Consider the following 12431-nt stretch of genomic DNA (forward strand, 5'->3'; position numbering starts at 1 on the left):
GGAGCGAGGCCGGGGTGACGGTGCGCGTGGGTCCGGTTGCAGCCTGTTTCTCGGCCGATCGCGGCCACACTCATCGAAGCCCGTCACCCCGGACTTAATCCGGGGTCCAGCTTCTTTCTCTGACGACGGCTGGGAAGGCAGCGCAACCCCAACTCAGGGCCGGGATGATGGAAATGAAGCAGGCAGGACGTCGCCAATCGCCGAGCGCGCGAGACGGCGCTGTTCCAGGGGATTTGCCCGCTCAGATCAGCCGGGCGGCGACGATCCACATGAGCGCGCTGACCAGGGTGGCGCCGATCCAGCAGATGAGCACGATCCGCAGCGCGTCTTCGGACAGGCCCCCCGGTCCGCCCATCCCGTCCCAGGGACCGCGACCGAACGCGGCCGATCCGAGGGGCGATTCGCCGATCATGGCCGCCATGGCCAGGTGGTTGTCCTTCTCCGTGCCATCCTCTCCGACGACATGTCGCGAAGCCGTCGTCCCCGCCGTTATCCCGCCGGTGGCGGGGTCACTTCCCGCAACGCCTGCCAGCCTGCGATTATCCGACGACCATTGCATAAGATGGATTTAGCTACAGAGAGTTTACGCAGTGGTTGCGCGGCGGTGAAATCGTCATGAGGCGCGGCTCCCCTTCCCCTTCGTTCAACCCCTACGTGCACGGTGCGCGCGGGCTGTTCGCGGCGATGGTGTTCGTGTTCCACATCGCCAATTCTGGGCTGCCGACCTTCGCCTGGGCGCGCGCGAAAGCCGTCACCGATTCGCTCGCCAGCCTGCAGTTCGGCGTGGAGCTGTTCTTCGGCATCAGCGGCTTCGTGATCGTCGGCGCTATCCGCCGCACGCCGTCGGCGCGCGCCTTCCTGTGGGACCGGGCGACGCGCATCTATCCGGTATTGTGGGTGTCGCTGGCGGCGATCAGCATCGCCGCGCTGGCGCTCGGGCGCTGGCGGCCCCCGCCCGGCCAGTGGCTGCTCAACTTCGTCGCGCCCCCGCCCTTCATCCACATCGGCCAGATCAACCCGGCCGCCTGGTCGCTGGGTTACGAGCTGACCTTCTACGCCTTGGCCGGCGCCGCCTGGTGGCTGCGCCCACGGCTGCCGGGCGTGTGGCTGATCCTGGCGGGGGTGGCGGGCGCGGCGCTGATCGCCTGCTTCCCGCGCGCGATCCTGATCCCGGCGGGCGTGCTGATCGCGATGGGCATCGGCACGCGCGCGCCATGGCACCGGCTCTCCGCCGCGCCGGGTCTGCTGCTGCTCGGCTTCCTGGCGCTGTGGCGCGGCGTCGACATGGCGAGCGGCGGGGTGCAGACCGCCGGCCCGCAGGTGCTGCCGCTCGCCGGCTGGCTGCCGCTGGTGCCGGCGATGCTAGTCGCGGGGCTCGTGGGGGCGCTGGCGCTCAACGGCATCGCCGGCGGGCGCGGCCTGTTGTCGCGGCTGCTGGCCACGGCGCCGCTGCAATGGCTCGGGTCGGTCAGCTACAGCTTCTATTTGTGGCATCCGGTGGTGATGGCGACGGTGAAGGCGGTGATGGAGCGGACCGGCGCGCCCGGTGCGCTCGGCGCATGGTCTCAGGTGGCGTTCGGTGCGATCAGCCTGCCGCCGGCGCTGATCGCCGCACATCTCAGCCAGCAGTGGCTGGAATTGGCGCTCACCCGCTGGCTGCGCCGACGCGGACCGCGCGAGGATCGTGGCTTGCCGCCCGTAACAGCGCAGGCCGATGAGGGCGCGCGGCTGTGACCGACGCACGCGGCGACCGCCTCAGCCGGCTGATGATCCACGCCGCCTTCATCGGCGCGATCGTGCTCCAGCGCTTCTGCGTCTACGTCGGCGCCGGCGCCTTCTACGTCGCGCAGATGATCTTCATGGCCGCCATCGCGGCGATGCTGCTGACCGGCCGCGCGACGTTGCGCCCCGCCGTCTCCCTGTTGCTGGTGGGGTTCGCGGCGCTGGCGCTGGTCAGCACGCTCGTCGCGGTGAACGTGGCGGACCAGCGGATCACGATCAGCATTGGCTCGATGGTGATCGTGCTGCTGCTCTACGCGCTGCTGGTGGTACGTCCGACCGCCCGCTTCGACGCGACGCGCACCTTCGCGATCTTCGTGGGCTACATCCGCCTCACCGCTGTGCTGGGCATCGCGCAATATCTGCTCCAGTTCGTCGGCATCCGCACCTTCTCGTTCATGGCGATGGTGCCGGCGTTGCGCGCGGTGGTGGTGGAGCCGATGTTCAACCACGAGCCGTGGATCGCCTATGGTTCGAACATCATGCGCGCCAACGGCTTCTTCCTGATCGAGCCGAGCGTGTTCTCGCAATTGCTGGTGCTGGCGTTGATCGTCGACATCTTCGTGCGCCGCCAGTGGTGGTTCGTGCCGCTGTACGTCGTCGCCCACCTGCTCTCCTATTCGGGCACGGGGCTGCTGGCGCTGGCGGTGACGCTGCCGATCCTGGCGCTGGTCGATTCCCGCTCTACCGGGCGCATCATGGCGTTCGTCGCGGGGCTGGTGGTGGTGGGCGTGATCGGCGCGATCGCGCTGCCCGATCAGTTCGCCGCAATCGCCGGCCGCGCGGACGAGCTGCGCTACAGCGGCAGCAGCGGCTATGCGCGCTACGTCGCGCCCTTCCAGGTGATCGGCGCGGTGTTGGGGGAGACGCGGACCTTGGTGGGCTACGGCCCTGGCGCGATGGAGCGGGCGAGCTTCTTCATCGCCGGCAGCGGCAGCGCGCTGACCAAATTGTTCATCGACTACGGCCTGTTCGGGCTGACGGCGTTCGTCACCTTCCTCGTCGCGGCGGTGTGGCGGCGCGACATCGCGATCGTGTGCGTCTATGGCCTCGTCAATTTCCAGCTGGGTGGCGGGTTCCTGCTGTTCCCGCCGTTCGTCGTCATCATGGCGACCTTGTGCATCTGGTCGACCGGCGCCGAGGATGCGCGGGTGGAGAAGGCCGGGAGCGAACCGGAAGGAGTTGCCGCATGAGGATCGCCGCCATCGCCGCATCGCTCGCCTTGGCGACCAGCGGCTGCTCGTCCGCCGAGCCCATGCCCGAAGCGCCGAAGGTCGGGCCGGTGAAGGCGGCGATGTTCGTCTATCGCGGCGCGGGCTGCACCGGGCGGGGGCGAATGGCGGCGTTCGAGAAATTGCTCGGCCGCCCCGCCGACGGCATCGTCGAGTTCAGCGAGCGCAGCGACTGGGCGCATATGCTCAGCTCGATCAACTGGGCGCTGGGCTGCTGGGACGGCACGAAATACCGGCTGGCGCAGTCGGTGCCGATGCTGATGGACAAGGGCACCTCGCTCTCCCAGGGCGCGGCCGGCGCCTATGACGCGCACTTCCGCGCGCTGGGCGAATTGCTGGTGAAGAAGGGCCACGCCGACGCCTATCTGCGCATCGGCTGGGAGTTCAACGGCGGCTGGTATCCCTGGGCCGCGAAGCAGGATCCCGATGCGTTCAAACGCCACTTCCGCCGCATCGTGACGGCGATGCGATCGGTGCCGGGGCAGCGCTTCGTGATCGTCTGGAACCCCGCGCAGGGCGAGCAGCAGATCGCCCCCGACAAAGCATGGCCGGGCGATGCTTACGTCGACGTGGTGGCGACCGATCTCTACAACCAGTCGTGGAACCCGCTCGACAAGCTGAGCGCGGAACGGCGCTGGAAGACATTGGTCGAGCAATCCTACGGCCTCGCCTGGATCACCCGCTTCGCGCGCGAGCACAAGAAGCCGCTCGCGCTGCCCGAATGGGGCACCGGCACCCGCCCCGACGGCAAGGGCTTCGGCGACGACCCGTATTTCATCGAGCAGGTGGCGGCCTTCGCGCGCGCCAACCGCGTCGTTTTCACCGGCTATTGGGATTACAACGCGGGCGATTACAACGCCGAGCTGTCGAACGGCCGCCAACCGCGCAGCGCCGCGGCGTTCCGGCGACATTTCGGGAGGCGGTAGGCAGGCTGAAAGCCTGACCTGTAAGACAAGGTATCCAGGCTAAGCCAGATCCGGCGTCGGCGACATTGCCGTGAACTTGCGCCCGAACAGCGCCGATCCGGCCAGCATCTCGGTCAGGACGGCTGCGTCGACGATCTCCGGATTGGCGCGGCCCTCGATCCATTTGGCAATGGTCGGCTGCGGGCCGCCCGCCCTGCGGCCGGTCAGCATCAGCAACGTCTGGAAGAACATTTCGTCGGCGAATTTCGCGCGCTTCATGGCGCGGAGATACCATGGGTTGGCCGCGAGCCAGCCCAGCATCGCCGTCACCGTCGCGCGATCGAGCAGCCACCAGTTGCTGCCGGCGTGGAGCACGCCCATACCGATCAGGCGCCGGCTGGCGGGCGGCGGGCCGAGCCGCGCGGCGACCGCGTCGATCAGGGCGCGCAGGCGCCACGGGCGGCGCAGCCGGCTGTGCCAGTCGAGGCGCGACAGCGGCTTGCTCGGCTCGGGCATGGGGCGCACCGCGATCAGGTTCTGCGCATCCGCCGGCAGCGCCTCGATCGTGCGCCGGATAACGTCGTCGCTGCGCAGCGGAAAGCACTGGCCGCTCATCAGGTAGAAATGCGTGTTCGCCGCATCCGCCAGCGCGGTGCGCAGCGACGCGAGCGTCGCCTCGACCTGGGTGAACTCGCTCCAGCGCACGTCGACGCGCCGATCGACCAGGCGCACCCGCGCGATCGTGTCGGCAAAGGCGTCCGCGTTCGCCTTCGCGTCGAGGTGGAGGTACGGCTGCCACAGATCGCCCGCCAGCGCGTCGACCAGCCGCGCGAGCAGGTCCGGCGCGTGATGCGCCTGGATGAGCGCGGCGATCTTCATTTCACCGGCGCCGCGCGCGAGCGGGCGACGCGCGCGCGCAGCGCGGAGAACAGCGGCGCGCGCAGCAGCCAGCGCAGCCCCATCTGCGGCGCCAGCGCGCGCGGCACGAGCGCGAGGCCGTCGCGAGGTCGCCCCGCCGCGGCGAGGCGCGCGCCCGCCCCGGCGACGCGGCGCACCTGCAGCGCGCGGTCGGCTGGGGATAAATGCCCGAAGCCGCGGTTCGCCACGCTGCGCACGAATTCGGCGTCGGAACGCTCCAATTCGTAGGGGCGATAGCTGGTGAGTTCGAGGAGCTTGCCGGCGACCGCCTCCTCGAAGGCGAGCCGCTCGTCGGCGGCCATGCCCGTGGCGGCCACGTCGACCATCGCCGCGATCGTTCCCGCCGCCTCCAGCGCGCGCTGCTGCTCCTTGGCGAAGACGAGGTCCGCCCGCCCGTCGCGGCGCCGGCGCGCGGAGAAGGCGGCGAGCTGCGAGCCGATCGACATGACGCGGCCGTTGACGATCGACTTGCCCGAGATGCTCTCGGCATGCATCCGATAGTCGCCCAGCACGTCCGGCAGGTTGTAAAGCCGCCCCTCCCCCATCAATCGCCAGTAGAGGTCGGTATCCTCGGCATGGTGGGCGTAGCGATAGCCTCCCACCCTCTCCAGCGCGTCGCGGCGCACCATCAGGAAGGGGTGGATCATGTAGGGCTCGCGCGCCGGCACTGCGGAGAGGCTGGCGGTATCGGGCTGGTCGAGCCGCGCGATCGTGCCGGTCGGGCGGTCGTCGGCGTCGATGTGGCGCGCCGCAGCGCCGACCGCGACCGCGCCTGGGTTCGCGTCGAGCCACGCCTTCTGCACCGCGAGCCGCTCGGGATAGGCGAGGTCGTCGGCGTCGTGCCGTGCGATCAGCGGCGCGGTGCAGAAGGTGAGGCCGTGGTTGAGCGCGTCGACGATGCCACCATTAGCCTTGCGATGGACACGTACCCGCGGATCGGCTGTGGCCAACTCGGCCAGGATCTGGGGCGTGTTGTCGGTCGATCCGTCGTCGACCACGTGGATGGCGATGTCGGCCAAGGTCTGCGCCTGGATGCTGCCGACCGCCGATCGCAGCGTGCGCGCAGCGTTGTACGCCGGGATCAAGACGTCGATCGCCGCGCTCATGCCGACACCGCCCGGCGACGGTTGAGCAGCCGCGTGACCTCGGCCCACAGCGGATGGCCCGACTGGCGGAGGGCGACCACCCAGCCCAGCCCGCCTATCACGATCGCTGCCACTATCGCGGCCGGCGGTACCGCGGGCGACCAGCGCCACATCGCCATCACTACAACCGCTGGCGCAACGGCGGGAACGCACAGCAACGCACTCGACCAATAGACGCGATACAGGTCGACCGGAGTCGTGCCGGTCAGGCGGCACAGATGGCGGCGATAGATGAATTGCGCGACCATCGCATCGCCGACCCGCGCCAGCGCGGCCGCTTCCAGGCTGTGCAGGCAGCCAGCGACGAACAGGCCGAAGCCGATGATCGTGCGGCTTACTTCCAGTCGCGCCTGCCGCCCGGTTTCTCCCATCACAATGAATACCTCCCATGCCATGGTGATCGACGACAATAGCACACCTGCCAGGCACAACAGGGTGAGCGGTACCGCCGCCCCGTCCCATTTCTCACCATAGACGATGCGGATCAGCGGTCCGGCCAGCACCGCCACGCCCAGAAAGGCGGGCCATAGCACCGACGTCAACATGCGGCTGGCCTGGACATAGCGGTCGCGCAGCGCTGCGCCGCTGCGATGCACGGCCGCGAAGTCGACAATCAGCACCCGCGCCGCGATGGTATGGATGTTGTCCCACAGCATGTTGTAGTTGCTCGCCGCGCGCGAGTAGAGGCCAAGCGCAGGCAGCCCGACCAGCCGGCCCAGCACGATGTCAGACATACGCTGTGCCATGCGGCTGATGCCCGATATCGCAAAAATCTGCGCGCCGAACCGCGACACGCTGGCCCAGTGTGTCAGCGAGAAACGGAAGCTGACATGTCGGCGCGCGACGACCAGTAGGATCAGGTTGGTGACCAGCGCCGTCCCGACCTGACTATAAGCCAAGCTCATGTAGCGATAGCCGGCCAGCGCGAAGCCGACTGTCATCAGCAGCCCGAGCGCGGTCGACGTGGTCTTCATCAGTGCCAGGGTGCGGAATCGGCCCTCGCGTTCCAGCATGGCGTTCGGCAGGAAAGCGAGCTGCCCGATGATCGGGACCACCGCCAGCACCAGCAGCACGTCGCGAACCCCAGCATCTCGGAAGAAGAACCCGCCGGCGATACCGATCAGTACGATCATCATCGCAAGCAGGACCGAGATCATGGCGTTGACCGTATAGGTGGTCGCGATCAGATCGGGGGTCAGCTCCGGCTCACGGATCAGGAAATTATTCAGCCCCATGGCCTGGATGATCGCCAGCAGGCCAATGGTCGAGGCGGCAATGGCGAAGACCCCGGTGTCGTACGGGGTCAGCAGCCGCGCGACCGCGACCGATCCCAGGAACGTCAGGACGATATAGGCGACCTGGCCCATGCCCACCCAGGCGAGCGACCGTCGAAGCGCCGGAGCAGGAGTATCGGTTAGCACGAGAAGCGATTACCTGTTAGAAAATTAGCATTCACCGCCTAGCACGACCTTGCGGCGGTGCAATATAATCGTTGCTCGCATCGGCTTAGCTAGGCAGAGACAAACCATGGACAACCCGATTGCCGTGGTAACCATCAACTGGAACGGTGCCGATAACACATTGCGCTGTCTGGCGGCGCTGCGCGCGTCGGAACGAGTCGCATGGCATCTGTACGTTGTCGACAACGCATCAACCGACGGTTCGACCGATCGGCTAGCACGCGAGATGTCCGCCGATGGCCAAGGTGGCGACGGCGACGCCACGTTGATCCGCTCGTCGGTCAATGGCGGCTGGACCGGGGGCAACAACCTCGGGATCAAGCGCGCGCTCGCGGCCGGGCACGACTTGGTGTTCATCCTGAACAACGATGCGTTCGTCCGTCCCGGCACGCTCGCGATCCTCATCGACACGCTGGCGATCGAGAGCCGCGGGGGCGCAGCGACGCTGCCGGTGCTCGGCCCAGTCCATCAGGGCACCGGTTCGGCCAGCTACGACTTTCGCGGGTCGCACCGCGATCCCAAGACCGACATCCCGGTCCGGACCCTGCCCGCACACCAAGGACTTGAGACACGTCAGCCGACCTATCCTACCAGCTATATCAGCGGCGCGGGCATGCTGATCCACCGCCGTCACTTCGACGCGATCGGCCTGTTCGACGATCGCTTCTACCTCAATTTCGACGACACCGATTGGTGTGCGCGAGCCGAGCGGACAGGCTTTCCGTTGCTGATGGTCCGCGACGCGATCATCGACCATGTTGGCTCGGCTTCGATCGGGGGCGTCACCTCACCGCTCCAGACCTATTTCATGACCCGTAATCGTCTGCTTTATGCTGAAAAACACGGCACCGCGCGCAGCCGACTGCGACTGCTCCGCCGTCAGATCTGGAGGGCGCGCGAGCTGACGTCGGGCTCCGCATGGCACATGCTCCTGCCACAGGCGGACCCGGTCGCCTTCGCCTTTCGCCGCGGGCTGATCGACTATGTCACGCGCCGCTTTGGCGACTGTCCCGACAGCATTCGCGCCGCCCAGTCGCGCCCGCGCACCCTCCGGCTGGCCGCGGGCTGACGGCCGCGATGGCATCGGACAAACCCCTCGTCATCGGCCTTTGGCCGGGGCCATCCTTCGCGACCAACGACTTCGCCGCGATCTATGCGCGGGCGCTAGAGGCGGCAGGATGCCGGATCGTCGATCTAGTCAACCCGATGCGCCTGCGCGAACCCATCGACATCTTGCACATCCACTGGCCTGAACAGCTGTTGTGGCAGGGCGGGTCGGTCGCGGTGCAGGCGCTGCGCGTGGTGCGTGCGCTTGCCACGCTGGGCCGTTTGCGACGTCGCGGTATCCGAATCGTCTGGATGGTCCACAACCTGCGCCCCCACGAGCTGACCGGCGTGCGCCGTCTCCTATGGCGCCTGATCGAGCATCGGCTGCCGGCGCTGGTCGACGGAGTAATGACGCTCAGCCCAGCAACGCTGCCGCGCGTGCATGACACCTTTCCGGCGCTGCGCGACACGCCCGCACAGACGGTGCCGCATCCCTCCTATCCCGCCGACCACGCTCTCGCCCGCGACGCAGCGCGTGCCGCACTGGGCCTGCCTGCCGAGGCGACGGTGCTGGCGATGTTGGGCTTCCTGCGCCCGTACAAGGGGGCAGAGGCACTAATCGAGAGCTTCCGTGCGCTGCCCAGCGATCGGCATCGGCTGGTCATCGCGGGCCGCTGCCAGCCCGGCTATGCCGCCACGCTGACCGGGCTGGCAGCGGGCGACGGGCGCATCACCTTGGCGGCGCGGGCGCTCGACGATCGCGAACTGGCGCTCCATACCGCTGCGGCGGACTGGATCGTGCTGCCGTTCCGCGATTATCTCCATTCCGGCTCGATGGTCCACGCACTCAGCTTCGGGCGGCCGGTGCTGACCCCCCGCGCGGCCTTTGCGGAGGATCTAGCGACGCTGGTGGGCCGCGCTTCGATTCGACTGTACGATGGGCCGCTCACCCCGGACACGCTGGCTGCGCTGCCCGCGGAGGCGCCGGTGCCTGACCTTCGAGCTCTCGACATCCACGTGATTGGCGCCGATGCCCGTCGCTTCTACGAACGACTGGAGCTTAGGCAATGACGTGGCGCGGCACCGATGTCACCGTGGTCGTCCCGACCTACAATCGTGCCGATCTGATCGGCAAGTCAATCGCCAGCATCCAGGCGCAGACCGCGCCGGTCACCGCGATCGTCATCGTCGACGACGGCTCGACCGACGACACCCGTGCGCTAGTCGCGCGGTTGGCCGTGGCCGATCCACGTATCACGCTCGTCGAACAAACCAATGCCGGCGCCAATGTCGCGCGCAACAACGGCATCAGCCATGCCGCGACCGCGCTGGTCGCCTTTCTCGATTCCGACGACCGGTGGGAACCTACCAAGATCGCCCGCCAACTTGCCGCATGGGCGTCGCGGCCCGATGCGGTCGCCAGCTTCACTGGCATCCTCGCTGTTGACGGCGACCGACCGCTCTACCATTACGACATTCCTGCCGACCCGACGCTCGACGATCTGCGTCGCCATAATGCGCTGGGCACGACCTCAGCCGCGATGGTCCGCACCGACGTACTGCGCTCGGTCGGCGGGTTCGACCCGACTTTGCCCAGCTGCCAGGATTGGGACCTGTGGCTGCGTCTGCGCCGCGCTGGTCCCTTTGCAGTCGTCACCGACAGCCTGGTCCTGTACGAGGACGGCCTGCACGAGCGCATTACCGGCAATCCGGTCAAAGCGATCGCCGGCCACCGCGCGGTATTCGCCAAAGCGCTGGCCGACGTTGCCGGCTGGCGTGCCCGCGCGCGCATCCGCGCCTCGCATGCGGAGGTGCTGACCCGGCTCTTCCGTCGCCACGGCCTGCGCCGCGATGCGCTGGTCCAGGCGATCACCGCCGCGGCGCTGGATCCGAAGCGGACGCATCTTCGGCAGCTGGCGCGTATCGTTCTGGGACGATGATCCGCCTTCATCCTGGCTGCGTGGGTCTTTTGTACAATGGCCGCGAGAATGCTCGCTGAGGCTTTTGTTCGGTCAGCAGATCGTTTAACTTTCTACCTGCGTGGCTGCTGCCAGGGGACTTGCAGCCAACTTGTCAAAGGGGAACTATCATGCGGCTCGCTATTGCCGCAGCTCTCGCTCTTGGGACTGCCGCGGTTCCGGCCTCGGCGGCACCGGTCATCTCGTTCGAGTTCGACAACCTCGCGGCCGGTGTCAGCCAGGCGGTGCCGGAACCGGCGACTTGGGGCATGATGATCCTGGGCTTCGGCGCGATCGGCGCTGCGATGCGTCGCTGCAAGGAGCGCAGCGCGCTCGCGGTCGCGGTCGCCTGAACCCGGTTCACGCGAAAGCTGAAGCGAGAGAGCCGCCGGCCGAGAGGACGGCGGCAATTTCCTTATCGAGCAAGCTTAAGATTTGCTGCATCTGCGAGGCGGCTCTATCGTGGGCGCACTAACGGTTCAGCTCATCCGTCCCAAGCGCCACGGCGACGCGCGCGGCTGGTTCGTCGAGACCTACAACCGCGATACTTTCGCGGGACTCGGGATCGACGTGACCTTCGTGCAGGATAATCACTCGCTCTCCGCCCCCGCCTTCACGCTGCGCGGGCTGCACTTCCAAACCCCGCCGCGCGCGCTGGACAAATTGGTGCGCTGCGTGCGCGGACGGATCTTTGACGTGGCGGTCGACCTGCGCCGCGGGTCGCCCACCTACGGCCGGTGGGTCGGTGCCGAGCTCAGCGCCGAGAACGGTCATCAGCTGTTCGTGCCGGTCGGCTTCGCGCACGGCTTCCTGACGCTCGAGCCCGACGTCGAGGTCGTCTACAAATGCTCGGACACCTACGCGCCCGCGCATGACGGCGGGATCGCGTGGGACAGTGCCGGCATCGACTGGCCCCTCCCCGCCGGCACCACGCCCGAACTGTCGCCGAAGGACGGCCGCCAGCCGACGCTCGCGGCGTTCGACAGCCCCTTCTCTTATGCCGGGCGCCCGCTCGTCCCTCTCGCCTGAGGACATTGCACTTGCGCATCCTAGTCACCGGCGGGGCCGGCTTCATCGGCTCGGCGCTTGTCCGCCACCTGATCGAGCACACGACTCACGAGGTGCTCAACTTCGACAAGCGGACCTATGCCGGTACGCTGTCGACGGTCGAGCGGGTCGCATCCTCGAACCGCTACCGCTTCGTGCAGGGCGACATCTGCGACGCCGATGCCGTCCGCGCCGCGATCGCGGAGTTCCGACCCGACGTCATGACCCACCTCGCCGCGGAGAGCCACGTCGACCGCTCGATCGACGGCCCCGGCGCCTTCGTCCTGACCAATGCGGTCGGCACCTACACGATGCTGGCCGAGGCGCGCGCCTATTGGCAGGGGCTGGACGAGGCGGGCAGCGACCATCTCGTCAGCGCTTGGGGCCACACCTTCGGGCTGCCGGTGGTCGTCACCAATCGCTCGAACAATTACGGGCCGTACCATTTCCCGAGAGGCTGATCCCGCTGATGATCGTCAAGGCGCTCGCCGGCGAACCGCTCCCCGTCTACGGCAAGGGCAACCAGGTGCGCGACTGGCTGTTCGTGGAGGATCACGTCCGCGTGCTGCAGGCGGTGTTCGAGCGCGGCGCGCCCGGGCGCAGCTACAATGTCGGCGGCAACAACGAGGAGCAGAGCATCAAGGTGGTGCGCACCTCGTGCGCGATCCTCGACCGGCTGCACCCACGCGGCGACGGCCGGAGCTATGCCGGACAGATCACCTCCGTCGCCGACCGCCCCGGCCACGACAAGCGCTACGCGATCGACGCCTCGCGGATCAGGGACGAACTCGGCTGGGAGCCGGCCGAGACGTTCGAGACCGGGATCGAGAAGACCGTCGCCTGGTATCTCGCCAACGAAGGCTGGTGGCGCCCGCTGGTCGAGGCGAAGGCGGCCGAGCGGCGCGGAGTGGCGTGATGTCGATGTGTCGTCATGTCGACA

Annotated in this window: 11 protein-coding genes and 2 pseudogenes; 9 read left to right on the forward strand and 4 right to left on the reverse strand. The window is 67.9% G+C overall.

From position 1 onward, the window contains the following. Window positions 1-241 precede the first annotated feature (241 nt). Complete coding sequence (locus tag FHY02_RS16440) at window positions 242-559, reverse strand: hypothetical protein (RefSeq protein ID WP_183924131.1); 318 nt, start codon at window positions 557-559, stop codon at window positions 242-244. 56 nt (window positions 560-615) lie between these two features. Here FHY02_RS16440 and FHY02_RS16445 point away from each other — a divergent pair, with 56 nt between their 5' ends. From FHY02_RS16445 to FHY02_RS16455, 3 genes are read left to right on the forward strand one after another with little or no spacing between them, the layout of a single operon-like run. Then, window positions 616-1734 (forward strand): acyltransferase, encoded by a 1119-nt coding sequence (locus FHY02_RS16445; protein WP_183924133.1) that lies wholly within the window; start codon window positions 616-618, stop codon window positions 1732-1734. After that, a complete protein-coding gene (locus FHY02_RS16450; RefSeq protein WP_183924135.1) occupies window positions 1731-2972 on the forward strand; it encodes a hypothetical protein in 1242 nt (413 codons plus the stop codon). Before FHY02_RS16445 ends, FHY02_RS16450 begins: the two co-directional genes overlap by 4 nt. Next, window positions 2969-3937: a glycoside hydrolase family 26 protein gene (locus FHY02_RS16455; protein ID WP_183924137.1), complete on the forward strand. Its 969-nt coding sequence runs from the start codon at window positions 2969-2971 to the stop codon at window positions 3935-3937. The genes FHY02_RS16450 and FHY02_RS16455 overlap by 4 nt, the downstream gene beginning before the upstream one ends. A 39-nt stretch (window positions 3938-3976) precedes the next feature. Here the strand turns inward: FHY02_RS16455 and FHY02_RS16460 are convergent, their stop codons facing one another. Genes FHY02_RS16460 through FHY02_RS16470 form a run of 3 tightly spaced genes read right to left on the reverse strand, consistent with a single transcriptional unit; the run spans window position 3977 to window position 7400 of the window. Then, entirely contained in the window at window positions 3977-4795 is an 819-nt protein-coding gene (locus tag FHY02_RS16460) for a beta-1,6-N-acetylglucosaminyltransferase (RefSeq protein ID WP_183924139.1), read from the reverse strand. Then, window positions 4792-5940: a glycosyltransferase family 2 protein gene (locus tag FHY02_RS16465; RefSeq protein ID WP_183924141.1), complete on the reverse strand. Its 1149-nt coding sequence runs from the start codon at window positions 5938-5940 to the stop codon at window positions 4792-4794. The genes FHY02_RS16460 and FHY02_RS16465 overlap by 4 nt, the downstream gene beginning before the upstream one ends. Further along, window positions 5937-7400, reverse strand: coding sequence for an oligosaccharide flippase family protein (locus FHY02_RS16470; RefSeq protein WP_311731863.1), 1464 nt, complete (start codon window positions 7398-7400; stop codon window positions 5937-5939). Before FHY02_RS16470 ends, FHY02_RS16465 begins: the two co-directional genes overlap by 4 nt. 106 nt (window positions 7401-7506) lie before the next feature. On the opposite strand from FHY02_RS16470, the gene FHY02_RS16475 reads away from it, so the two are divergent. The 6 genes and pseudogenes from FHY02_RS16475 to FHY02_RS16500 all read left to right on the forward strand — a co-directional run bounded on the left by FHY02_RS16475 (window position 7507) and on the right by FHY02_RS16500 (window position 12407). Then, window positions 7507-8508, forward strand: coding sequence for a glycosyltransferase family 2 protein (locus FHY02_RS16475; RefSeq protein ID WP_183924144.1), 1002 nt, complete (start codon window positions 7507-7509; stop codon window positions 8506-8508). An 8-nt stretch (window positions 8509-8516) separates the two neighbouring features. Next, window positions 8517-9557 (forward strand): glycosyltransferase, encoded by a 1041-nt coding sequence (locus FHY02_RS16480; protein WP_183924146.1) that lies wholly within the window; start codon window positions 8517-8519, stop codon window positions 9555-9557. Beyond that, a complete protein-coding gene (locus FHY02_RS16485) occupies window positions 9554-10426 on the forward strand; it encodes a glycosyltransferase family A protein (protein ID WP_183924148.1) in 873 nt (290 codons plus the stop codon). The genes FHY02_RS16480 and FHY02_RS16485 overlap by 4 nt, the downstream gene beginning before the upstream one ends. A gap of 260 nt (window positions 10427-10686) precedes the next feature. After that, window positions 10687-10797 (forward strand): annotated as a pseudogene (locus tag FHY02_RS23465) (PEPxxWA-CTERM sorting domain-containing protein); the annotation flags it as partial. 109 nt (window positions 10798-10906) lie between these two features. After that, window positions 10907-11473, forward strand: coding sequence for a dTDP-4-dehydrorhamnose 3,5-epimerase (rfbC, locus tag FHY02_RS16495; protein WP_311731864.1), 567 nt, complete (start codon window positions 10907-10909; stop codon window positions 11471-11473). Window positions 11474-11484: 11 nt separating this feature from the next. Further along, window positions 11485-12407: pseudogene (locus FHY02_RS16500) on the forward strand (dTDP-glucose 4,6-dehydratase). Window positions 12408-12431: the final 24 nt, after the last annotated feature.

Origin of the sequence: Sphingomonas sp. BK069, from assembly GCF_014193405.1 — a bacterium.
Lineage (GTDB): Bacteria > Pseudomonadota > Alphaproteobacteria > Sphingomonadales > Sphingomonadaceae > Sphingomonas.